Source organism: Nonomuraea typhae, assembly GCF_009760925.1.
Taxonomy (GTDB): domain Bacteria; phylum Actinomycetota; class Actinomycetes; order Streptosporangiales; family Streptosporangiaceae; genus Nonomuraea; species Nonomuraea typhae.
Map to the genome: position 1 here is coordinate 68,129 of NZ_VRLV01000003.1, position 21,565 is coordinate 89,693.

Consider the following 21,565-nt stretch of genomic DNA (forward strand, 5'->3'; position numbering starts at 1 on the left):
AGCGTTGGGGGGTCAGAAGCGATGAGTGCGATAGGTCAGTACGGCGTCGCCCACGGACGAGCGCACCTGGCGGGCGATGGCGGTCAGCGGCGCGGGCAGGGCGCGCAGGACGGCCGCCAGGTACTCCTCGGCGGTGCGGCGCACGGCCGGATCGTTCAGCAGGGTAGGCGTCAGGCCGCACCCGTCGGCCAGGGCGAGGAGCATCATGTCCTGCTCGGCCACGGGGCGGTGCGCGAGCAGGCTGCCCCGGAGCCGCTCCGGCGGCCAGGCGGCTCTGCCGTACACGGTGCGGTCGGCGTACTTGTACCGGGAGGGGCGATGGCGCAGCAGGCGGGGTTGCTCACGGACCAGGAGCCCGGCGGCGATGAGCCGGTCGGCCACCTTGGTGACGGCCTGTGTCTCCAGGTAGGCCAGCCAGGTGGGGATCGTGGTGTGCTGCGGGTGCGCGACGAGCTCGGCCAGCACACTGGCGGCCAGGGGGTCCGGGACGGGGGCGGGGCTGGTGACGGTCAGCCGCTCTTCGCGTACGGCCAGCCGCCCGGCGAACACCAGCTCGGCCAGGAGGGCTCCGGACAGAGCCAGGCCGATGCTGTGCGGGTGCAGGCGGGGCTGGCCGGAGATGGTGACGTCCCAGGCGACCAGGAACAGATCGTCGGCCAGGGGGAGGGGCGGGCGGGATGTCATGACGGTAGATGGGGAAAGATCACCCCGAGCGCGAACTTGTGTAGGCGTTGGGGGGTCTATCGGCGGTTTGTTCCATTTCGGGCCTCCTCGCCGGATTTCCGCCTGTGCGTTGAATCCGCAGTTTTCCAACCCGGTTGATCATGGTGAATGCACCCGTGAGACGTCAAGCATCACTTGACCCTTGGCCGGTATCGGAAAGACCGTAAACCCCGATACAACACTCCGTTAGCGAGGGGAAACGGCCGGAGGGAGAATAGTCCCAGTTCACACGTGAGTTCTGGCCCTTTGAAAGCGGATTGCAGGAGACGTGGCCGTCAATGGTGGAGCACCCCTCAGCCCGACCACCGAGGAGATCCCGATGACCCGTAGCCTGCTGGGAGCCGCCACCGCCGCCATCGTCGCCCTGAGCGCCTTCGGCCCGGCCGCCCACGCCTCGAGCGCCACCGCCTCCCAGGCGCCGTCGTTCCTGTTCCAGTACACCTTCAACAACCACCTCAAGGTGGCCGGCGGCAACTTCACCGTGGGCGGCCGCGTCTTCCTGACCGTCAAGTTCAACACCGGCAGGGTCGCCTTCTCCAAGTGGGAGACCGCCCGCACCCACGCCATCACCCCCGGCGGCGCCATCTACGTCGAGACGACGATCGCCGCCCCCTGCAACGGCGGCCCCAACGGGTACGCCCGCGCCTACGACAAGGTCACCGGCAGGTGGTCGCCGCGGCTCCCGGTCACCATCTGCCAGCGCATCGACTGACGTCCGCGCGCGGGGATGACGGCACGGGCGTCACGGAGTTGCACCCTTCATGCACAGGATTCTGGTAACCGGCGCGACCGGGAACGTGGGGCGGCGGGTACTCGCCCGCCTCCTGCGGGAGAACGTCACGGTGCGGGCGCTGGTCCGCGAGGCACGACACGACCTGCCGCCGCAGGCCGAGGTCGCGGTGGGTGATCTGACGGATCCCGCCGGTCTGGCCTTGGACGAGGTGGACGCCGTCTTCCTGGTGTGGCCCTTCCTGACGGCCGATCACGCGGAGCAGGTGATCAAGGCGATCGCGGAGGGCGGGCGGAGGCTGGTGTACCTCTCCTCGGCCGGCGTCGGCCGGCGGCAGGACGACCCGATCAACCGGCTGCACGCCGATCTGGAGCGCCTGATCTCCGAGTCCGGCGCCACCGCGACCGTGCTGCGCGCCGACACCGTCGCCGCCAACGCCCGGGGCTGGATCGGGCAGATCCGCGCCGGCGACGTGGTGCGCGGCCCCGGCATCGCCGGGACCGCGGTCGTGCACGAAGACGACATCGCCGAGGTGGCCGCCAGGGCGCTCACGGACGAACGGCACGCGGGGGCCGTCCACGTGCTGACCGGGCCGGAGATCCTGACCCGGGCCGACCAGGTGCGGCTGCTCGGCGACGCGCTGCGCCGGCCGCTGCGCTTCCAGGACGTCCCGGCCGAGGAGGCGCGGCGGCAGATGCTCGCCGACGGCCGCCCGCCGGCGCTGGTGGAGGCCCTGCTGGCCGCCACCGCCCGGCCCCGCTCGGACCTGATCACCGACACCGTCGAGCAGGTCACGGGCGCACCGGCCCGCGGGTTCGCCCAGTGGGCACGCGAACACGCGGACGAGTTCCGCCGGTAGGGATTCTCCGGCCTCAGCCGTCCGGGCGAGGTTCCGGGGTGACGGCTCCGCCGTACCTTTCGATCGCGTACGGCGGGCACGGCGGCGTCAGGCGCCGGTGAGCAACCGGTGCAGGGCGGCGAGGTCGGCGGCCATGTCGATCTCCGGCTCCAGCAGCCACTGGATCTGCAGTCCGTCGACGGCGGCGATCAGGATGCGGGCCGCCCGCGCGCGGTCGATCTCGCCGGCGTCGCCCGCGGCGGGGAGATCGGCCAGCCGCGCGGCGACCTCCCGGCGCAGGCGGGCGTAGCGCTCGACGAAGTAGTCGTGCGCGGGGTGCTCGGGCTCGGCGGCCGCGGCCGCGACGTCGAGGAAGAGCTTGACCAGGCCCGGCGTGGAGACGTTGGCGGCCAGCAGCTTCGCGCCGGCGGAGGCGTCCGACAGGGTGTCGCCGTACGTCTCGGCGCCGATCGCGTCCCTGGCCTCCAGGACCGCGGTCAGCAGGTTCTCGCGGCTGCCGAAATGGTGGAGGACTCCGGTGTCGGTCATGCCGACGCGCTTGGCGATGTCGCGTACGGAGACCTTGCGGCTGCCGGCCTCGGCGTAGATCTCCAGGGCCGCCCGGAGGATCTGCTCCCGCTTGGCGGAGCTCTTGGCGTACGGCCCGCGTGGTGCGCTCACGCGGAGGATTCTAACGACATCAAACCATTGAGACCCAAGGTTTTCGTGGCTACGCTGAGGCGCCATGCGCAACCTCCTTCCCGACGGCTTCCTCTGGGGCGCCTCCACCTCCGCCCACCAGACCGAAGGCGGCAACACCAACAGCGACTGGTGGGCCATGGAGCACGACTCCGCCGGCACCGGTCACATCAAGGAGCCCAGCGGCGACGCCTGCGACAGCTACCACCGCTGGCGCGAGGACATGGACCTGCTGGCCGGCCTCGGGTTCACCGACTACCGCTTCAGCATCGAGTGGGCCAGGATCGAGCCGGCCCCGGGTGAGTTCTCCCGGGCCGCGCTGGACCACTACCGCCGCATGGCCGACGGGGCTCGCGAACGCGGGCTGCGCCCCATGGTGACCCTGCACCACTTCAGCTCACCGCAGTGGTTCGCCCGGCGCGGCGGCTGGAGCGCGCCGGACGCGGCCGAGCTGTTCGCCCGCTACGTGGACGCGGCCGCGCCGGTCTACGCCGAGGGCGTCGAGCACGTGTGCACCGTCAACGAGCCCAACATGATCGCCACGATGGCGAGCTACCTCCACCTGCTCACCACCGGCGGCTCCCTGCCCGCGGCGGGCCTGCCGGAACCGGACCCGGCGGTCACCGAGTGCCTGACCGAAGCCCACCGGCGTGCCGTGGAAGCGGTCAAGTCCCGCGCCCCGCACGTGCGGACCGGCTGGTCGGTGGCCAACCAGGTGTACCAGGCGCTCCCCGGCTCCGAAGAGATCACCGCCGCCTACTCCCACTCCCGCGAGGACCTCTTCCTCCAGGCGGCGGCCGGCGACGACTGGCTGGGCGTGCAGTCCTACACCCGCACCCGGATCGGCCCCGGCGGCCCCGTGCCCGCGCCCCAGGACGCCGAGCGGACCCTGACCGGCTGGGAGTACTACCCGGCCGCGCTCGGCGAGGCCCTGCGCCACACCGCCGCCGTCGCCCCCGGCACACCCCTGATCGTGACGGAGAACGGCATCGCCACCGCCGACGACGCCCGCCGTATCGCCTATACCGGCGGCGCCCTCCAGGGGCTGGCCGCGGCGATGGCCGACGGCGTCGACGTGCGGGGCTACTTCCACTGGAGCGCCCTGGACAACTACGAATGGGGCACCTACGCGCCCACCTTCGGCCTCATCCACGTGGACCGCCGGACGTTCGCGCGCACCCCCAAGCCGTCTGCGGCCTGGCTCGGCGCCATCGGCCGCACCCGTACGCTGCCGGGGGACGCGCCGTAGGCCGATCGGCTCAGGGGCGCGGGCCGCGGCGGGCCGGCCGGGCTTCCAGGTCCGCGCGGCACCGCGGCCGCTCCTCGGCGAGGGTGGTAAGCAGTGGATCTGCCCCGACGCCCTGATGTTGTGGAAAGGCCCTTCATGCCCGGTCCCTTCACCGGCCGTACCATCGGCGACCTCGCCCAGGACCTGCGCCATGGGCGCACCACGCCCGCCGAGCTCACCGAGCTGGCCCTGGACGCGATCGCCGGGCCGGGCGCGGAGCTCAACGCGTTCGTCACCGTGGACGCCCGCGGCGCGATCGCCGCGGCGCGGCAGGCCGGGGACGAACTCGCCCGCGGCGCCGATCGCGGCCCCCTGCACGGCATCCCCGTCGCGGTCAAGGACCTCGTCATGGTCGCCGGGCTGCCGATGACCATGGGATCACGGCACTTCGCGGGGCACGTCGCGCCGGCCGACGCCGCGTGTGTGACGCGGCTGCGCCAGGCCGGTGCGGTCATCGTGGGCACGACCACGACCCACGAGTTCGCGTACGGTCCCACGGGGGACCTGTCCGCCACCGGGCCCGTGCGCAATCCGCGGGACCCGGCGCGGATGACGGGCGGCTCCAGCGCAGGCAGCGCGGCCGCCGTGGCGGCGGGGCTGGTGCCGCTCGCGGTCGGCACCGACACCGGCGGATCCGTCCGCATCCCGGCCGCGCTCTGCGGGGTGGCGGGCTTCAAGCCCGCGTACGGCGCGATCCCGGCGGACGGCGTCTTCCCGCTCGCCCGGAGCTTCGACCACGTGGGCGTCCTGGCGGGCGGAGCCGAGGACTGCCTGCTCGCCTACCGGTGCCTGACCGGCGGGCGGGAGAGCGGCGCCGCGACCGAGGGCGCACGCGTGGCGTGGCTCGATCCCGCCGGCATGTCCGCGGTGGATCCGCAGGTGGTACGGCTGGCGCGGGCGGCGGCCGGGACGGTGGAGGAGGTACGGCCGGCCGAGGGGCTCGTGGAGGCGCTGCGGGAGACGTTCCACGCCATGCAGAGCTGCGAGGCGGCGGCCGTCCACGCCGAACGCCTGGAAGCCTCGCCCGAACTGTATGAACCCGAGACGCTCCAGCGGCTGCGCGCCGCGGCGGAGATGCCCGGCTGGCGGTACGTCCGCGCCGTGGACTCGCGGGCCGGCCTGGCCGAGGCCGCCGGGGCGCTGTTCGAGCGCCACGAGGTGCTGGCCTTGCCCGCCGTACCCCTGACCGCCCCGCTCCTCGGGCAGCGCGAGACGGAGATCGACGGCACGCCGGTCCCCGTCCGCGCGGCCCTGCTGGCACTGACGAGCCCGTGGAACGTCCTGGGGCTGCCCGCCCTGTCCGTACCGGCCGGAGCGGTGGACGGTCTGCCGGTCGGCCTGCAACTGGTCTGCCGTCCGGGGGCGGAGCGGCAGCTCTTCCACGTCGCGCGCACGGTCGCGGCGCAGGTGTAGCGGGCACACCCCCAGCGAGTCCTCAGCCGATCGTGCGCGGCGTCGAGAAGGATGACGGTGTCGATCCACGAACGACTGAGGAGCACATGATGTCGACGCGCATGACCGCCGAAGAGCGGGAGAGCTTCCTGGCCGGGACGCACATCGGGGTGCTGAGTGTGGCCGGCTCCGACGGTGCGGCACCGATGGCGGTGCCCATCTGGTACAGCTACGAGCCCGGCGGGGAGCTCAAGTTCGCCACCAGTCCCGGCAGCAGGAAGATGGACCTGGTCCGGGCCGCGGGCCGGGTGACCTTCACGGTGCAGCAGGAGGCGATGCCGTACAAGTACGTGACCGTCGAGGGGCCGGTCGTCGGGGACGAGCCGACCAGCCTGGAGGAGTATCGCGGATGGTCCATCCGGTATCTGGGGCCTGAGGCGGGCGAGCGGTTCTTCACCTCGGCCGAGGACTTCATCCGGTCGATGCACACCGTCCGGGTGCGGCCGGAACGCTGGCGTACCTACGACTTCGGCAAGGAGTTCACCGCCTGACGCGCGCTCAGCGCGCCGCCTCCGCCTTGCCCCGGTAGTACTTCTCGGCGGCCGACCCGATGGAGCGGATGATCCAGATGTTGACGCCGGCGCCGGCGACCGCGCCGAGGATCGGTACGGCTTTCGCCGCGGTTCCGCTGGCCATGACGGCGGCCGCCTTCGGGCTGATCTTCGCCATCGCCTTGGTGGTGAGCTTGGAGGCCGAGGCGCCGGCCAGTTTCCCGACGATCTTGCCGGACCCCTTGGCGACCCCCTTGCTCACGCCCTCCCAGGGTGAGGGCCAGATCGAGTTTGCCGTCGTCCAGCGCGCTCAGCAGCCCGCCGATCCCCCAGGTCGTCCATGCCATCTTGTGGAGCACCATCGTGAGGTCCACTCCCAGGCCGACGATGTGAACGCCGGGAATGATCAGCGCGGCTCCGCCGACGAGCGCGGTCTGGGCCGCCTGGGAATTCTTCCAGGTACCGACCGACGAGTAATTCCGGGCCGCGTCCCGCGCGAGACCGGAATCTATCCCGACGGCGTTGAACGCTTGCAGAAATAGATCCGCGGCGCCCATGCATCCCTCCTCGAGTTTCGAGGTATGCACCATAACCGAGGGATTCAAGCCGGCCCACGTACACAAGCTTGACTATTTCCTCATGAGGAGCTGTCAGCCCGATTTATCGCATAATATGCAAATAAACGGGGACAATTCACCGGGCAGCCTGACGCGCCGGGCCCGTCTACCGGGCCGGCGCGGCCTCCCCGCCGCAGAACACCCCCTTGACGAGGTCGTCCAGCAGCTTCGGGAACGCCGCCAGGTCGGGCGTGCGGTCCCCGGTGGTCATCGAGGCGGTCAGGGTCTTCCTGCCGTCGGGCGTGCTGTACATCAGCGCGATGTACCCCCCGGTGGCGTTGCCGTTGTGGTTGAGGACGGTGCCGCAGCCCGGGCCCAGGTCCTGCACGTACAGCCCGAGGCCGTATCTGCCGTAGATGCCGGCGCTCTCGGGGTGCGTCTTGCGCATCTCGGTGAGCAGCTCGGCCGGGATGAGCTTGCCGCCGTTCAGGGCGGAGAAGAACGTGTGCATGTCCTTCGTGGTCGAGATGATGTCACCGGCGCCGGCCGTCATGGAGGGGTCCTGGCGCGAGACGTCGATCACCTTCCACCGGCCGGGGGCCTCCTCGTAGCGGTAGTAGCCGTGGGCGTGCGGCCCGGGGATGTCCGTGGTGCCGGGCAAAACCGTGTGCCGCAGGTCGAGCGGCCGCAGGATCCGCCGCTTCACCTCGTCGCCGATCGAGCTGCCGCCGACCTTCTCGATCAGCAGCTGGGCCAGCGTGTAGTTGGTGTTGGAATAGCTCCAGCTCGTCCCCGGCTCGAACCGCGCGGGCCTGGACAGGCCGAACCGCACCAGTTCCTCCGGCTGATAGGTCTTGAAGCGGACGTCCACCCAGTCCTTGCCCCCTCCGGGGATCCCCGGCTCGACCGACCCGTCGGGGCGGAACTCGCCGGTGTAGGCGTACAACCCGCTGGTGTGCTGCAGCAGCATCCGCACGGTGATCCGGCGGTCCAGCTCGAACTCGGGCAGGTAGCCGGCCACCGGCTCGTCCAGCCCGATCGTGCCCTCGGCCACCAGTTGCAGCACCACGGTCGCGATGACGCTCTTGGTGACGCTGCCGGCCCGGAACAGCCCGTCCACCGAGGGCTTCGCGGCCTCGCCCAGCTTGCGCAGCCCGGCACTGCCGGCCCACTCGCCCCGCTCGTCGGTCACGCGCAGCTGCATCCCGAGGAAACCGGCGTCGACGAAGGTCTGCATCGCCTTCTGCAGTTCCGGGCGATCCTGTACGGCGGCGGCCACGGGGGTGCCGGAGGTGCTCATGATCATTCCTCGCTTCGCGATAGTACGTGTTTGGTGCGATTCGAAAGCTATGTTGCATTCAGCGGCCATGTCAATCACAGAAACTGCGTTAGCCCAGATGGAAAGCGGTAAATAGATGCAATGACGCTGCGTTCGAATGCAACACCAAGTTGCAATGGCTGGCGGCGAAGGCAATACTGACGGCATGCCAGGAGGACGACTGACCCAGCAGGACCGTCAGCGCATCGCGGCCGGACTCGCCGGCAGGCTCACCTACGCCGAGATCGCCAGGCGGCTCGACCGGCCGACCTCGACGATCACCCGGGAGATCAGCCGCAACGGCGGCCCCGCCGGCTACCAGGCCCAGCAGGCGCACCAGGCGACGATCCGGCGAGCGCAACGCGGCACCCCCGCGCCCGCGCGCGGAGCCGTACCGCAGATCGCAGCGGCGGAGGCGGAACTCCTCGAGACGGCGATCAGGGCGGGGACGCCGAAGATGGCCGCCCGCGTGCACCTCGACCTGATGCTGGCCGAGGACGGCAGGCGGACCGCGGCCGAGCTGGCGGACAGGCTGAAGGTCAGCCCGGCCTCCGTCTCCGGAGCCGTGAACTACCTGGTCCAGCTCGGATTCATCCGGCGCGAGCGCGATCCGCGGCGGCGGCGCGACGTCTACGTGTTCGACGACGACGCCTGGTACCACGCGATCATGACCAGCGAGCGGCAGACGCTCGAGGCGGCGCGGGCCGCGAAGGCGGCGGCCGAGGCGCGCGGGCTCGACAGCCCGGTGGGACAGCGGCTGGCCAAGACCGCGGCGTACCTCGAGCGTGTCAGCCTGGACATCATGGAACTGGCCGGCCGGTGGCGTTCCCTCCTGGCCTGAGGGGTTGACCTTGACGCAGGGTCAACCCGGCACCATGAAGCGCATGACCACGCGGAACTTCACGATCCACCACGACGGCGTCGCGATCCCGGTCTCTCGCGCCGGGCGGGGACGCCCGCTGGTCCTGTGTCCCGGGCTGAACTCGACGCAGGCCGGCCTGCATGAGCTGACCGGGCTGCTGCGGCGCGACCACCACGTGGTGACCGTCGACCTCCGGGGCCACGGCCGCGCCTCGGCCGCCGGCGGGTACTCCTTCGCGGCGTTCCTCCGCGATCTGGCCGCCGTGACGGCGGCGGTGGAACACCTCGGCCCGCCCGTGCTCGCGGGCTACTCGCTGGGCGCGGACCTGGCCGTGCACTACGCCGCCGGGCATCCCGGCGCCGTCGCCGGACTCGTGCTCATCGACGGGGCGAACCCGGTGCCGGAACCGTTCATCACGGAGGCCGACCTGCCCGTGTTCCGCGCCCTGTGGGAGTCCGAGCGAGGCGCCCCGCTCACCGGCCGGCAGATGCTCGAGCTCAACGTCGAGATCGACGGGGTCCGGGCCCGGATCCTCGATCGGTACCGGAGGATCGACCTGCCCGTCCGCATGATCATGTCGAGCTCGATGGCCGGCGACGGCGCGTGGGCGGCGCGGCTCAACCGCAACTGGCGAGCCGGCGTCGAGCGGCTGGTCCGGGAGCTGCCGCGCGTCCGCGCGCACTGGCTCGAGGCCGACCACCGGCTCGTCTTCACCCACGCCCCGGAGGTCGCCCGGATCATCGGGAGAATGGTCCCATGCTGACCATCGGTGAGCTGGCCTCGTCCGCCGGAGTGACGGTGCGCGCGGTGCGGCACTACCACGCCAAGGGGCTGCTGGCCGAACCCGAGCGCGACCGCTCCGGCTATCGCAGGTACGGCGGCGCCGCCGTACTCGAGCTCATCAAGATCAGGGCCCTCGCCGAGGCCGGCGTGCCGCTCGCGCGGGTGCGGGAGCTTCTGCACGCCGGCGAGGAGGAGTTCGCCGCGGCGGTCGCGGACATCGACAGGCGCCTGCGCGCGGAGATCCGGGAGCGGCGCCGGCACCGGCGGCGGATCGCCCGGCTGGCCTCCGGGGACGACCTCGCGCTGCCGCCGCAGGTGACCGACTACCTCGGCCACCTGCGGGCGCTCGGCGTCGACGAACGGATCGTCCGGCTCGAACGCGACGGCTGGATCCCGCTGGCCGCGCGCTCACCGGAGCGCGTCCTGGAGTGGATGGCGCGCAAGCGCGAGCAGATGGCCGACGCGCGGCTCACCGACGTCTTTCTCACCCTGGGCCGGGCCCTCGACTGGACCGCCGACGACCCGCGGCTGGCCGGCCTGGCCGACGACCTGGCCGCCTACCTCACCCGCACGGCGGACGAGCGCGGCGAGGACTACATCGACGACGTCGGCCTCGAGCCATCGCTGGTCAGGCTGATGGACTCGATGGTGTTCGACACCTTGCCGCCGGCCCGCCGGCTGGTGGAGCTGCTGCGGCAGCGGGGGTGGACGGGCTGGACCAGGCTCGAGCGGGACGACCGCCTACGTCTTGGCGCAGATCCTCCAGCCGGGCGGGCTTGAGGACCTTGCCGCCCAGCGGCGCGTCCGGGAACCGGCTGAATTTCAGGAGTTCTCCGCTCTTGCCGGTGTGGTAGCCGTGCGGACGGGCCCCGCGGATCGCCCGCTCGCCGACGTGCCCGGGGCGAACTGGTCCAGCAGCGTGTTGATCATCTCCTGGAGCCGGTCGCGTCCGGTGACGCCGAGCGCTCCGCTCAGGGCGTGGGCGAGCTTGTCGAACGGATCGTCCATCCGGAGCTCCTTCACCTTCGCCGCCAGCTCCGCCACGCTCCACAGCCCGTCCTTGCCGACCTGATCGCCGAGGGACCAGCCGTGCCCGACCGCCACCGTCCCGCCCCGCACCCACAGCACCTGCCCGGTGAGCGGGCAGTCCTCGCCGGCCAGATAGGCGGCGACCGGCGCGCAGGCGGCCGGGTCCAGGGGGTCGAAGCCGCCCGCCGGAGGCTCCTGGCCCATGCCGGGGACGCCGGCGGTGAGCCGGGTGCGGGCCATCGAGGGCGAGATGCAGTTGACCCGCACGCCGTAACGGCCCAGTTCGAGGGCGGCCACGGTGGTCAGCGCCGCGACCCCGGCGTTGCCCGCCGCATAGGCGGCCTGCGCCGGCAGCGGGTTGAGCAGCCCTGAGCCGGAGGAGGTGTTGACGACGGCGCGGTCGGCGCGGTCCCCCGCCCGGTGCCGTTCGCGCCAGTAGCGGGCCGCCCAGCGTGTCACCGCGAAGGTGCCCTTCAGCTTGACGGCCAGGACGTCGTCGAAGTCGTCCTCCCCCAGGTCGGCCAGGCCCATGGTCCGTTCGATGGTCGCGTTGTTGACCACGACGTGCAGGTCGCCGAAGGCCCGCAGGGCCGTCTCGACCATGCGGCGGGCCCCGTCCCAGTCGGCGACGCTGTCGGTGCTGGCCACGGCCTGCCCGCCGCGGGCGACGATCTCCCCGGCGACCGCAGCGGCCACCCCGGCGTCGCCGCCCGTGCCGTCGGCGGCGACGCCGGGGTCGTTGACGACGACCTTGGCGCCCGCGGCGGCGAAGTACAGCGCCTCCTCCCGCCCGATGCCGCGCCCTGCTCCCGTGACGAGGACGACACGTCCCTCCATGACGACCACCTTTCATTGAGTGCAGTAACTGTAGTAATGCACAGTATGCATCAATCCGGTAGAGTGCCGGACATGACGGAGAGACGCGGGCTGCGCGAGCGCAAGAAGCAGCGCACCCGGGAAGCGCTGATCGAGGCGGCCGTGCGCCTGTTCGAGGACAAGGGCTACGACCAGGTGACCGTGGCCGAGATCGCCGACGCGGCTGAGGTGTCCCCCCGCACCTTCTTCCTCCACTTCCCGGCCAAGGAGGACGTGCTCCTGGCCAACGCCGACCTGCGCACCGACCTGGCGCTGCAGGCGATCGCCGATCGCCGGCCCGAGGAGGGCCTGGCCGAGGTGCTGGTGCGGGCGATGGACCGGATGATCACCGACGCGTGGGGCAACGACCTCTCCAACGGGCTCGCGGCCGTCCGGGCGCGGCTGGTCGCCGAGGCGCCCGCGCTGCAGGCCCGGATACTGCAGCGCTACCTCGCCACGCAGGCCGGCCTGGCCGAGGCGCTGCGGCGGGCCTTCCCCGAGCACCTCGACCCGATCACCGCCGCCGCCCTGGTCGGCGCGATGGTGGGCGCGGTCAGCACGTCCGCGCTCGCCGCACTGCAGCGTGGCGACGGACCCGACGAGGTACGGCGGGCCATGCGCCAGGCCGTGGCCCTGGTGGCGCGATCGGTCTCCTGACCGGGCACGCTTGACTCTCGGCCAAATTCACAACCGGAACCGCCGATCCGGGTAATCCGCTCGCGTGCTCATCCCCTCATCCGCCTGCGGAAAACAGCGGGCCGCAAGGGTCCTGAAAGAAATGCGTCCCCCGCACCACGGGAATGTTTAGGTGAAAGCGTAGCCGTCCGGATGCGATTTCCCGAGGAAAGGATGAGGGGATGACCCAGGCCGTCGAAACGCACAGAGAAGTTGACGAGCCCTGGCTCGTCCTGGGTGAGCGCCGCTTCCGCTCCCGCCTGCTGGTGGGGATCGAGCAGTACGACGACCCGGGCCTCGTCCAGCGGATCCTGGCCGCGAGCGGCTCGGATGTGTTCATCACCACGATGGACCCCGACAATCACCGCTCGAGCCTGCTTCTCACGGACATGGCGGAGGAGTTGCCGGAGGACGAATACCACTGGATCGGGACCACGTCCTTCGCCCGCTCCGCCGCGAGCGCGTTGAAGACGGCCCGGATGCTGCGCGACCTCTATGACATCGGCGTGCTGAAGCTCGATGTGCGCAGCGCGGGCAACCGGCCCGACAACCACGCCACGATCGGCGTCGCGGAAACGCTGCGCGCGGAGGGCATGGAGATTCTGCCGTTCATTCTGCCCGACGTCGCCGACGCCAAGGAGCTGGAGAGCCTGGGCTGCGCGGCGCTGCGGGTCATGGCGGCTCCCGTCGGGTCCGGCTGGGGAATCCCCCAGCCGGGGCCGATTCGCGAAGTCATCGAGAGCGTGAGCCTTCCGGTCATCGTGGAAGGCGGCCTGGGCACGTCCCGCCACGTGGTGACGGCCATGGAGATGGGCGCCGCGGGCGTCCTGGTCAACACCGCGCTGGTGCGGGCCGACAGGCCGCTGATGCTCGCGGAGGCGATGAAGTACGCGGTCAGGTCCGGACTGCTGACCTACCGGTCCGGGCCGATGGGGGGCGACCCCCTCTGACCGCGGAAGGGGAAAGGGCGGTGTCCTCCGGGATCGGCGCGCGCGGACCGCGTGAGATCCCGGGACCTGCGCGTTCGCCGCGCGGCGTGCTGGCTCTGCTGGCCGTCGCGACGGCGACGGGCAGCACCGGCCTCGCCGCAGGGGGTACCGCCGGGGCGCTGCTGGGCGCCGAGCTGGCGGGTACCGGTGCGGCTGCCGGGCTTCCGGTCGCCCTGCTCGTGGTCGGTTCGGCGGGTGGAGCCGTGCTCGTCTCCGCCGAGGCCGGGCGCGGGCGGCGCGGCCGGGGCCTGGCCGCCGGCTATCTGATAGGCGCGGCCGGGGCGATCGTGGTCATCCTGGCCGCGGTGGCGCGCTCCTTCCCCTTGTTGCTGGCCGGCAGCGTCGTGCTCGGCGTCGCCAACTCCTCGGTGTTCATGGCCCGTTACGCCGCTCTGGCCGTCCGCCGGGCGGAGGGCGGGGGTCTCGCTCTCGGCGCGGTGTTCGTGGGGACCGCGGCCGGCGCCGTCCTCAGCCCGCTGCTGCTGGGACCGGGCGGGGCGCTGGCCGAGGCGGCCGGGCTGCCGGGGCTCACCGGGCTGTACCTGGTCGCCGTGGTGGCGTTCGGGCTGGCGGCGCTGATGTTCGCGGCGGCTTCGATCCCCCGGTTTCCGGTGCTCGGGCGGGCCGCGCCCGCGCTCACCGGCCCGGTGACGGAGCCGCCCCCCGTCGCCCGGGTGCTCGGCGGGCTGCGCAGTCACCGGGCGAGGACGGCGCTGGTCACGCTGGCCGCGGCGAACTTCGTCATGGTGGCGTTCATGTCCGTCGCGCCCGTCCACATGATGAGCGGCGGGCAGGGCCTGGAGCCGATCGGCGTGATCGTCGCGCTGCACGTGGCCGGCATGTTCGCCCCGTCGCCGATCTCCGGCCACCTGGTGGACCGGCTCGGCGCGCACGCCGTGCTGACGCTCGGCTGGGTGCTGCTGCTGGCGGTGTCGCTGACGGGCCTGCTGGTGAGCGCGCACGGCACGTTCACCATGGCGATCCACCTGCTGGTCCTCGGCGTGGGCTGGAACTGCGGGATCGTCGCGGGCAGCGCGTTGCTGGCCGCGGCCGTGCCGGACGGCCTGCGCCCGCACGCCGAGGGCGCCGGCGAGGTGGCCATGCAGCTCGCCGCGATGCTGGGCGCGCCGGTCGCGAGCCTGATCACTGCGGCCGCCGGGTACCCCGCGTACTCACTCGTGGGCGCCTGCCTCTCGCTGGGCGCCCTCCTCTACTGCCATCGCTCGCGCCGGACGGAATGAGGCCGACCGTGAAGCTCCTGACCTGCAGCAACACCTGTCCTCGCTGGGACGGCGGGACCCTGCGCCCGCGCTCGCCGGGCGGCCTGGCCCCGATGCTCGTCGCGCTGCTCCAGGAGGGTGGCGGCGACTGGATTTTCACCGCGCCGCCCGGCCTTCAGGGCACCTCGCCCGTACGGCTGGCGGACGGCGTCGGGCTGCACCCGATCGACCTGCCGGACGAGGTCCGCCACCACCACTACGACGTGATCTCCATCCGGCTCCTCCTCGGACTGCTGCACTACATGCACGACACCTCCGCCGAGCCGGTCTTCGACGACGGCATGCTGGAGTCCTGGGCGGCGTACGAGACGGTCAACCGGATGTACGCCAAGCGGCTGGGCGAGCTGGCCGGCAACACCGCCGACGAGCACGTCCTGATCAACGACCCGCATCTGATGCTGGTGCCGGAGTTCTTCGACGCCGAGTTCGGCGTGCGCCGCAACCGGCTGGCCGCCTTCCTGGGCACGCCGTGGGTGGAGCCCGACTATTACTCCGTCCTGCCGGCCTGGATGCGCACGCGCCTGCTGGAGAGCCTGCTGCGCTGTGACGTGGTGGGTTTCCACTGCGAGCGGTGGGCCGAGGCGTTCCTGGCCTGCTGCGCGCGGTTCCTGCCCGGCGCCCGGATCGAGGGCCGGACGGTGACCTGCGCCGGCCGTACGACCAGAGTGGTCGCGGTGCCGTTCCCGGTCGACCACGACGTGCTCGACCGCATGCGGCACGAGCCGGCGACCGCGCGCTGGGCGAAGAGGCTGGCGGAGACGGCGGGCGGACGGCGGATGATGGTGCGGGCGGACCGGCTGGACCTGTGGAAGAACCTGCCGCGCGGTTTCCTGGCCTACGAGCGGATGCTGGCGCGCCGGCCCGAGCTGGCCGGGCGCTGCTGGTTCGCGGCGGTGGTGACGACGCCGAGCAGGGCCGCGGGCCGGCACCTCGACTACCGGCGGCGTACCGAGTCGATCGTCGAGCGGATCAACGCGCGCTTCGGCGGCGAGGCGGCCACGCTGATCTATCCGGGGCCAGGCGACGACTCGCGCAACTGCGTCGTGGCCGCGCTCGGGATGAGCCGGGCGGCGCTGGTGAACTCCACCTACGACGGGCTGAACCTGTTCGCCAAGGAGGCGGCGTATCTGCTGAGCGACGACGCCGCGCTCCTGCTGTCGGTGAACGCCGGCGTGCACGACCAGCTCGGTCCCTACGCCACCGGGCTGGACCCGTTCGACCTGGACCAGATGAGCACGGCGATGGAGGAGGCCCTGGACGGCCCGGCGACGGGGCCGGGGGAAGCGTGCAGGCAGGTGCTCCGGGCAGAGAGCCCGCTCGCGTGGGCGCGAGCGGTCTTCGCGGCGGGCTGAGGCCCGCCATTCGGCAACAGAGGAGTCGCATATGGACGTCACCGTAGAGATCCCCACCCCGCTGCGGTCGTATACGCGGGGCCAGCGGTCGGTGCACGCGGACGCCGGCGACGTGGCGGAGCTGCTGGAGAACCTCGACCGGCGCTTCCCCGGGCTGCGCGGGCGCCTGGTCGGGGACGACGGCAGGCTGCGCAGGTTCATCAACGTCTTCATCAACGACGGCCAGGTGCCCGTCCGGCGGACCCTGGACGCGCCGCTGACCGAAGGGGACAACGTCACCATTCTCGCGGCGGTGGCCGGCGGGGCCTGAGATTAGGACGCGGATAATATCCCCAACAAGAGGCCCGAAATAGAGGCAGGAATAATCCTCATATTGAGCGGTATATTCCACCCCTAGAAGGCTTGACCTTCACCGATTTTCCGATCAAGAACGACCCGCCGGTCGCCCCGGGAGCGTCAAAGGCGCTCATCCGGGGCCGGGTGCGATCGGTGCGGAAGAGTTCGACGGGGGTGGCTGTGGACGGGGATCAGCAGCAGTCGCCCTCAGCGTTCGCCGGGGAACTCCAGCGGCTGCTCAAGAAGCGCGGCCTGTCCTGGCGCGGCCTGGCCGATCTGGTGGGCTACCACCCGAGCTGGCTCAGCAAGATCAAGAACGGCATTCCCCCCTCCGGCGAGCTGGCCCGCCGCTGCGACGAGGCGCTGGAGGCGGAGGGCAACCTCATCGCGCTGGCCGGGGCGGAGGACACCCGCCCGCCCGCGCAGCTTCCCGCCCCTCCCGCCCGGCTCGTCGGCCGCGACCGCGAGCTGGCCATGATGCACGAGGCGCTGAGTGAGACCGGCCCGGCCCGCGACCCGGTCGTGGTCGCCGTCGACGGGCCTCCTGGAGTGGGCAAGACCGCCCTCGCGCTCCGGTGCGCCCACGACATCAAGGACTGCGAGCTGCACGCCTTCCCCGACGGGGAGCTCTACAGCGATCTGCGGGGGCACGCGGAGGAAGGCGAGCCGGTCGATCCGGGCCGGGTGCTGGAGGATTTCCTCATCGCGCTCGGGGTCGGCGAGCAGGACATCCCGCACGGAGCCGAACAGCGCGCGAAGTTGTACCGCTCCCTGCTGGCCTCGCGGCGCGTCCTCGTCGTGCTGGACAACGCCGCCTCGTCCCGGCAGGTCGAGCCCCTGCTGCCCGGCGCGGGCGGCTGCGGCGTCGTGGTGACGAGCCGCAGGAGGCTTAGCGGGCTGGCCATGCGCACCGAGGCCGAACGCGTCGAGCTCGGGCCGCTGACCGCCGAGAGCGCGCGGGAGGTGCTGCGAAACGTGATCGGCGCCCCGCGCGCCGACGAGGAGGGCGAGGCGCTGGCCGCCCTGGCGGACCAGTGCGGCGGACTGCCGCTGGCGCTGCGCATCGCCGCCGAGCGAGCCGTGGCCCATCCGCATCGCAGTGTGGGCGAACTGGCCCGCGAGCTGGCCGACGAACGCCACCGGCTCGACGGGCTCGCGACGGACGACTCCGTCGCGCTGCGCAACGTGTTCGAGTGGTCTTACCGCACGCTGGACGAGCCGGACGCCCGGCTGTTCCGGCTGCTCGGCCTGCACCAGGGCCCGCACCTCTCCCCCGAGGCGGCCGCCGCCCTCGCCGGGGTCCCGGTCGTGGCCTGCCGCCACATGCTGGAGCGCCTGGTGGCCGCCAACCTGGTCGAGACCGTCCCGAGCGCCCGGTACCGCATCCGCGGCCCGCTCGCGCTGTACGCCGCCGAACGCGCCGCGGACAGCGAGTCCGCGCAGGAGCGAGACGCGGCGGTCAGTCGCCTTGCGGGCGGCTACCTGCTGACCGCCGTCGCGGCCAGCGAGGCCGTCACCCCGTCTTGGGCGCCGGTGCGCCCGCCGGACCCGGGCGCCGTGCCGCCCTTGTTCGGCGACGACGTCCAGGCCGCGTTGCGCTGGTGCGACGCCGAGGCGGTCAACCTGGCGCCGGTCGCGCGGCTGGCGATGGACCACGGCCAGTCCGGCCTGGCGTGGCGGCTCCTCCTGGCCCTCGGCGGCTACCTGAGCCTGCTGCGCGTGCCCGGCAGGATGTGGCTGGAGGCCGCCGTGCTGGCGCGGGAGGCCGCGCGGACCGCCCGGGACGCGTACGGCACGGCCTGGGCGGGCGTCACCCTGGCCGAGGCGCACTGCCGCCTCCAGTGCCCCGACCGCGCCCGGAGCTGCTGGGAGGAGGTCCTCGCGCTGCCCGGCGGCGACCCGAGGGCCGTGGCCTGGGCCCGCGCCGGGCTCGGCCTGCTGGCCGCCGGCGAGGGGCTGCAGGAGGCGGCCGCCGGGCACGCCCGCGCGGCGCTGGCCGGCTTCCAGGAGCTCAACGACAGGTACGGCATGGCCCGCGCGCTCATGACCGTCGCCGACTCCCTGCGTGCCCGCCGCCACTACGACGACGCGCTGCGGCTGCTCGGAGACGCGCTGCGGGTCCTGGAGGATCTGGGCGAACACGACGGGCGGGGCGCCGCGCTGGCGCGGATGGCCGACGTCCACCTCGCCAGGGACGAGTACGAGCGCGCGCTGGACCTCGTCGGCCGTTCCCTGGAGGCCCATCGGCAGGCGGGCGCGCGCGCCGGAGAGGCCGACGCTCTGGTACGGCGGGGCCTGGTGTTACGCGCCCACGGCCGCGGGTCCGAGGCCCGCGAGGCGTGGGCGGAGGCGGTGACGCTGTATGACGCGATGGAGGACCCGCGTGCCGCCGAGGTCCGGTCCCGGCTGGGGAGGGGCCCGGGGGGCCGGAACCCCCCGGGAGCGGCGTCATAGCCTTTCCAGCATGTAGCCGCGGCCCCAGACGTTGCGGATCGTCAGCCCGGCCTGGCCGAGCCGGCGGCGCAGCCGCATGATGTGCAGGTCCAGGGCGTTCCGCTTGGACTTCTGCGACCCCTCGGGCAGGCACTCGGCCAGGTCGTTGCGGCCGACGATGCACCCGAAGCCCGCGACCAGCTCGCTGGCGAGGTCGGTCTCGGTCGGCGACAGGGTGACCTGGCTGCCGTGGTAGCGCAGGATGCCGCCGGGGTCGATCTCGGGGAGCGCGAAGACCTCCGCGCGGGCCCGCAAGGCGGCGATTCTCGCGTGCAGGTCCTCCTTGCTCACGGGAGCGCGTACCCAGTCCTCGTATATGTCCGAGCACACGGGCGCCGATGCCTGACCCTCGACAATGAGGAGCCGCGGCGTGCCGACGCTTCTGTGGAATTCTCGCACTTCGGCCTCAGCCGGCCAGCGTATGAATTTGATCTCGGTTGCGGTGCCCGCCGACGCCACTGCGAAGCCTCCTGTCCTGAGCTGGGCTGCCTTTGCCGTCCTGGCCAATGTAAGCGCTTTTCCGGTAAACGACAGTCGTCGTCATCGACATGCTTGAATCCTGACAGAGAAATCCGGGAGATGGAATGTTGATAAGTTGAGTCTTTCAGGAAACAATGCCGTCACAATTGGTCGGGAAGGGTTTTCCGGGCAAAAAGAACCGGCTTCCCCGAGTTTCGGGGAAGCCAGCATCCACGGCTATTTACAGAATGGCTTTCCGTGGAATTCCCTTCGTCGTCAATGAACGCTCTCGGTGGTTTCGCCGGCCGGTTCCCCGACCTCGCGGGCCGGAGTCGCCAGGGCGATCGCCCCTGCCAGCCCGGCGGCCACCGCCGCGGCGAAGTACCCCACGGGGTAGTTGGTCAGCCCCGCCGCGGTGCCCGTGGCAGCGGCCGCGGCCACGGCGGCCAGCACGGCGAGGACGGCGGCGGTGCCGATCTCCTGCGAGGTGTTGACGAGGCCGGAGGCCACGCCCTGATCCGGTTCCGGAACCGCGGTGGCCAGCGAGAGCGTCGGCGCGTACGCGAAACCGCTGCCCAGGGCGACCAGCGACAGTCCCGGCAGCACCGACGTCCAGTAGCTGCCGCCGCCGCTGCTCAGCGCCAGCAGGACGGTGCCGGAGACCCCGAAGACCGCGCCCAGGACGAGCATCAGCCGCGCCCCCAGCTTTTCCATCAGCCAGCCCACCTTGGACGAGACGAGCAGGACGATGGCGGTGATGGGCGCGAAGCCGAGCCCGGTCTGGAGCGGGCCGTATCCCATCTCCGTCTGCATGTTCAGCGTCGTGAAGTACAGGGACGCCCCCACCGCGCCCGCGTTCAGGGCGAGGATGAGGTTGGCGACCACGACGTTGCGCCGCGCCAGCAGATGCCGGGGCAGCAGCGGGTCGCGGACACGCCGTTCGGTCAGCACGAAGGCGGCCATCACGCCGATCACGACCACGAAGCCGATGGCGATCGGCACGGAGACGCCCTGCCCGGCGTACCCGAGCAGCAGGCTCCCCCCGCCCAGCGCGACGGTCAGCATGAGCGCGCCGGCCAGGTCGAGCCGGCCGCCGCCCACGGGGTCGAACCTCGGGACGAGGCGCACGGTCAGCGCCAGCACGAGCAGCCCGATCGGGATGTTGACCAGGAAGATGCCCCGCCAGCCCACGGTCTCGGTGATCACACCGCCCAGAAGCTGGCCGCCCATGGCCCCGGCCGACAGCGTGGCCGCCCACACGCCGAGCACGCGGTTGCGGACGCGTTCGTCCGGGAACGTGCCGACGAGCAGCGCGAGCGCGTTGGCCGACACGAGCGCGGCTCCGGCGCCCTGGGCGGCCCGGGCGGCGAACAGCTGCCACGCGGTCTGCGAGAGCCCGCAGGCCAGCGACATCAGCGTGAAGAGCACCACTCCGGCGAGGAAGACCTTGCGGCGGCCGTAGAGGTCGCCGGCCCGGCCGACCACGATGAGCAGGCTGCCGAACGTGACGGTGTAGGCGATCGTGGTGAGCTGGAGGAACGATGGCGTCACCTCCAGCTCGGCACGCACCGAGGGCAGTGCCACGTTGACGATGACGACATCGACGATGAGCATGAGTTGCGCCGCGCAGAGCACGGCGACCACCAACCCCGTGCGCAGACCCATCTTCTCGCTCATGAGGTGCCTCCTCGGTCGCGTCGACGTTGAGACCTCATTTCCGATCCGTCGTTCAATAAACTAACCGATTCCGAATCGTGATTCAATAACCCTGTGGGAAGACCGCAGAAGATCTCCGATGCCGAGCTGATCGCCGCCTGCGAACGCGCGATCGCCCAGTGGGGCCAGTCGTTCACGCTGGCCCATGTGGCGCTCGAGGCCGGCGTGGCCGCGTCTACCGTGGTGACCCGCTTCGGGTCCAAACGCGCCCTGCTGCTGCGGATGATGGACCTCGATTCGGCCGCGCTGCGGCAGCGCATGCGCGCGGCGGCCGACGCCCAGCCGGATCCGGTGGCCGCCGTCCTCGCCGCCGCGATCGTCGTCGCGCAGGGCGTCGACGACCCCGAGACGACGGCCAACCACCTCAGCCAGCTCGCCTACGACATCAGCGATCCCACGCTCCGCAGCGGGCTGGCCCACATGCGCGACGCCTACCGCGCCGAGCTGCAGGCCCTCCTCGAGACGGCCGCCCTGCCCGGAGCCCCCAAGCCCGCCCTGGCCGCCCGCGTCCTGGCGGCGCTCGTCCACGGCGTCCAGATCGACTGGGCGCTGGCCCCGGAAGGGCACCTGATGCCGAGCCTGAAGTCCCAGCTCGCCGCCGTCCTGGACGGCTGGCGCCGCAGGCCGGGCCGCGGATAGC

General features: G+C 72.0%; 22 protein-coding genes. 15 read left to right on the forward strand and 7 right to left on the reverse strand.

All coding sequences use genetic code 11. The features are described from left to right. Window positions 1-12 precede the first annotated feature (12 nt). A complete protein-coding gene (locus tag FVE25_RS12535) occupies window positions 13-684 on the reverse strand; it encodes a GOLPH3/VPS74 family protein (RefSeq protein ID WP_157246711.1) in 672 nt (223 codons plus the stop codon). Between the two features lie 358 nt (window positions 685-1,042). Between FVE25_RS12535 and FVE25_RS12540 the strand changes: the two genes are divergently transcribed. After that, the gene (locus tag FVE25_RS12540; protein ID WP_157246712.1) at window positions 1,043-1,435 is read left to right on the forward strand and encodes a hypothetical protein; all 393 of its coding nucleotides are present in this window, start codon (window positions 1,043-1,045) and stop codon (window positions 1,433-1,435) included. Window positions 1,436-1,484: 49 nt separating this feature from the next. Further along, window positions 1,485-2,312: an NAD(P)H-binding protein gene (locus FVE25_RS12545; RefSeq protein ID WP_181019556.1), complete on the forward strand. Its 828-nt coding sequence runs from the start codon at window positions 1,485-1,487 to the stop codon at window positions 2,310-2,312. A gap of 87 nt (window positions 2,313-2,399) precedes the next feature. On the opposite strand, the gene FVE25_RS12550 is transcribed toward FVE25_RS12545, so the two are convergent. Then, complete coding sequence (locus FVE25_RS12550; protein WP_219825466.1) at window positions 2,400-2,972, reverse strand: TetR/AcrR family transcriptional regulator; 573 nt, start codon at window positions 2,970-2,972, stop codon at window positions 2,400-2,402. Window positions 2,973-3,036: 64 nt separating this feature from the next. Between FVE25_RS12550 and FVE25_RS12555 the strand changes: the two genes are divergently transcribed. From FVE25_RS12555 to FVE25_RS12565, 3 genes are all read left to right on the forward strand, one after another. Beyond that, on the forward strand, window positions 3,037-4,239 hold the full coding sequence (locus FVE25_RS12555) for a glycoside hydrolase family 1 protein (protein WP_157246714.1): 1,203 nt from the start codon (window positions 3,037-3,039) through the stop codon (window positions 4,237-4,239). 135 nt (window positions 4,240-4,374) lie between these two features. Continuing rightward, window positions 4,375-5,691 carry an amidase gene (locus FVE25_RS12560; RefSeq protein WP_157246715.1) on the forward strand — a complete coding sequence of 439 codons (1,317 nt, stop codon included), beginning with the start codon at window positions 4,375-4,377 and terminating at the stop codon, window positions 5,689-5,691. Between the two features lie 101 nt (window positions 5,692-5,792). Continuing rightward, window positions 5,793-6,221, forward strand: coding sequence for a pyridoxamine 5'-phosphate oxidase family protein (locus FVE25_RS12565; protein WP_157246716.1), 429 nt, complete (start codon window positions 5,793-5,795; stop codon window positions 6,219-6,221). Window positions 6,222-6,228: 7 nt separating this feature from the next. Here the strand turns inward: FVE25_RS12565 and FVE25_RS12570 are convergent, their stop codons facing one another. Then, a complete protein-coding gene (locus tag FVE25_RS12570; RefSeq protein ID WP_157246717.1) occupies window positions 6,229-6,483 on the reverse strand; it encodes an EcsC family protein in 255 nt (84 codons plus the stop codon). A gap of 461 nt (window positions 6,484-6,944) precedes the next feature. After that, window positions 6,945-8,078: a serine hydrolase domain-containing protein gene (locus FVE25_RS12575; RefSeq protein WP_219825467.1), complete on the reverse strand. Its 1,134-nt coding sequence runs from the start codon at window positions 8,076-8,078 to the stop codon at window positions 6,945-6,947. Between the two features lie 184 nt (window positions 8,079-8,262). Between FVE25_RS12575 and FVE25_RS12580 the strand changes: the two genes are divergently transcribed. From FVE25_RS12580 to FVE25_RS12590, 3 genes are read left to right on the forward strand one after another with little or no spacing between them, the layout of a single operon-like run. Continuing rightward, complete coding sequence (locus FVE25_RS12580) at window positions 8,263-8,937, forward strand: MarR family transcriptional regulator (protein WP_157246719.1); 675 nt, start codon at window positions 8,263-8,265, stop codon at window positions 8,935-8,937. Between the two features lie 43 nt (window positions 8,938-8,980). After that, the gene (locus FVE25_RS12585) at window positions 8,981-9,721 is read left to right on the forward strand and encodes an alpha/beta fold hydrolase (RefSeq protein WP_157246720.1); all 741 of its coding nucleotides are present in this window, start codon (window positions 8,981-8,983) and stop codon (window positions 9,719-9,721) included. Then, complete coding sequence (locus FVE25_RS12590) at window positions 9,715-10,521, forward strand: MerR family transcriptional regulator (protein WP_157246721.1); 807 nt, start codon at window positions 9,715-9,717, stop codon at window positions 10,519-10,521. Before FVE25_RS12585 ends, FVE25_RS12590 begins: the two co-directional genes overlap by 7 nt. A gap of 42 nt (window positions 10,522-10,563) precedes the next feature. On the opposite strand, the gene FVE25_RS12595 is transcribed toward FVE25_RS12590, so the two are convergent. Then, window positions 10,564-11,607 carry an SDR family NAD(P)-dependent oxidoreductase gene (locus FVE25_RS12595; RefSeq protein ID WP_246266977.1) on the reverse strand — a complete coding sequence of 348 codons (1,044 nt, stop codon included), beginning with the start codon at window positions 11,605-11,607 and terminating at the stop codon, window positions 10,564-10,566. Between the two features lie 72 nt (window positions 11,608-11,679). Between FVE25_RS12595 and FVE25_RS12600 the strand changes: the two genes are divergently transcribed. The 6 genes from FVE25_RS12600 (at window position 11,680) to FVE25_RS12625 (ending at window position 18,711) form a co-directional block, all read left to right on the forward strand. Then, window positions 11,680-12,282, forward strand: coding sequence for a TetR/AcrR family transcriptional regulator (locus FVE25_RS12600; RefSeq protein ID WP_157246723.1), 603 nt, complete (start codon window positions 11,680-11,682; stop codon window positions 12,280-12,282). A gap of 200 nt (window positions 12,283-12,482) precedes the next feature. Beyond that, window positions 12,483-13,250, forward strand: a complete 768-nt coding sequence (locus FVE25_RS12605; protein ID WP_157246724.1) for a beta/alpha barrel domain-containing protein — start codon at window positions 12,483-12,485, stop codon at window positions 13,248-13,250. Window positions 13,251-13,270: 20 nt separating this feature from the next. Further along, window positions 13,271-14,530, forward strand: a complete 1,260-nt coding sequence (locus tag FVE25_RS12610; RefSeq protein WP_157246725.1) for an MFS transporter — start codon at window positions 13,271-13,273, stop codon at window positions 14,528-14,530. Between the two features lie 8 nt (window positions 14,531-14,538). Then, window positions 14,539-15,921 carry a trehalose-6-phosphate synthase gene (locus tag FVE25_RS12615; protein WP_157246726.1) on the forward strand — a complete coding sequence of 461 codons (1,383 nt, stop codon included), beginning with the start codon at window positions 14,539-14,541 and terminating at the stop codon, window positions 15,919-15,921. Between the two features lie 31 nt (window positions 15,922-15,952). Beyond that, complete coding sequence (locus tag FVE25_RS12620) at window positions 15,953-16,231, forward strand: MoaD/ThiS family protein (RefSeq protein ID WP_157246727.1); 279 nt, start codon at window positions 15,953-15,955, stop codon at window positions 16,229-16,231. 206 nt (window positions 16,232-16,437) lie between these two features. Then, on the forward strand, window positions 16,438-18,711 hold the full coding sequence (locus FVE25_RS12625) for a tetratricopeptide repeat protein (RefSeq protein WP_157246728.1): 2,274 nt from the start codon (window positions 16,438-16,440) through the stop codon (window positions 18,709-18,711). Here FVE25_RS12625 and FVE25_RS12630 read toward each other — a convergent pair. Together FVE25_RS12630 and FVE25_RS12635 are read right to left on the reverse strand one after the other, a co-directional pair. Continuing rightward, window positions 18,706-19,041: a helix-turn-helix domain-containing protein gene (locus tag FVE25_RS12630; RefSeq protein WP_219825469.1), complete on the reverse strand. Its 336-nt coding sequence runs from the start codon at window positions 19,039-19,041 to the stop codon at window positions 18,706-18,708. The genes FVE25_RS12625 and FVE25_RS12630 overlap by 6 nt on opposite strands. A gap of 444 nt (window positions 19,042-19,485) precedes the next feature. Next, complete coding sequence (locus FVE25_RS12635) at window positions 19,486-20,886, reverse strand: MFS transporter (RefSeq protein ID WP_157246729.1); 1,401 nt, start codon at window positions 20,884-20,886, stop codon at window positions 19,486-19,488. A gap of 93 nt (window positions 20,887-20,979) precedes the next feature. On the opposite strand from FVE25_RS12635, the gene FVE25_RS12640 reads away from it, so the two are divergent. Next, on the forward strand, window positions 20,980-21,564 hold the full coding sequence (locus FVE25_RS12640; RefSeq protein ID WP_157246730.1) for a TetR/AcrR family transcriptional regulator: 585 nt from the start codon (window positions 20,980-20,982) through the stop codon (window positions 21,562-21,564). The last annotated feature ends 1 nt before the right edge of the window (window position 21,565 follow it).

Excerpts from the sequence above, each read along its gene's own strand:
- FVE25_RS12535 (WP_157246711.1), bottom strand. The coding sequence starts at position 684 with ATGACATCCCGCCCGCCCCTCCCCCTGGCCGACGATCTGTTCCTGGTC.
- FVE25_RS12540 (WP_157246712.1), top strand. The coding sequence starts at position 1,043 with ATGACCCGTAGCCTGCTGGGAGCCGCCACCGCCGCCATCGTCGCCCTG.
- FVE25_RS12545 (WP_181019556.1), top strand. The coding sequence starts at position 1,485 with ATGCACAGGATTCTGGTAACCGGCGCGACCGGGAACGTGGGGCGGCGG.
- FVE25_RS12555 (WP_157246714.1), top strand. The coding sequence starts at position 3,037 with ATGCGCAACCTCCTTCCCGACGGCTTCCTCTGGGGCGCCTCCACCTCC.
- FVE25_RS12560 (WP_157246715.1), top strand. The coding sequence starts at position 4,375 with ATGCCCGGTCCCTTCACCGGCCGTACCATCGGCGACCTCGCCCAGGAC.
- FVE25_RS12565 (WP_157246716.1), top strand. The coding sequence starts at position 5,793 with ATGACCGCCGAAGAGCGGGAGAGCTTCCTGGCCGGGACGCACATCGGG.
- FVE25_RS12575 (WP_219825467.1), bottom strand. The coding sequence starts at position 8,078 with ATGAGCACCTCCGGCACCCCCGTGGCCGCCGCCGTACAGGATCGCCCG.
- FVE25_RS12580 (WP_157246719.1), top strand. The coding sequence starts at position 8,263 with ATGCCAGGAGGACGACTGACCCAGCAGGACCGTCAGCGCATCGCGGCC.
- FVE25_RS12585 (WP_157246720.1), top strand. The coding sequence starts at position 8,981 with ATGACCACGCGGAACTTCACGATCCACCACGACGGCGTCGCGATCCCG.
- FVE25_RS12590 (WP_157246721.1), top strand. The coding sequence starts at position 9,715 with ATGCTGACCATCGGTGAGCTGGCCTCGTCCGCCGGAGTGACGGTGCGC.
- FVE25_RS12595 (WP_246266977.1), bottom strand. The coding sequence starts at position 11,607 with ATGGAGGGACGTGTCGTCCTCGTCACGGGAGCAGGGCGCGGCATCGGG.
- FVE25_RS12600 (WP_157246723.1), top strand. The coding sequence starts at position 11,680 with ATGACGGAGAGACGCGGGCTGCGCGAGCGCAAGAAGCAGCGCACCCGG.
- FVE25_RS12605 (WP_157246724.1), top strand. The coding sequence starts at position 12,483 with ATGACCCAGGCCGTCGAAACGCACAGAGAAGTTGACGAGCCCTGGCTC.
- FVE25_RS12620 (WP_157246727.1), top strand. The coding sequence starts at position 15,953 with ATGGACGTCACCGTAGAGATCCCCACCCCGCTGCGGTCGTATACGCGG.
- FVE25_RS12635 (WP_157246729.1), bottom strand. The coding sequence starts at position 20,886 with ATGAGCGAGAAGATGGGTCTGCGCACGGGGTTGGTGGTCGCCGTGCTC.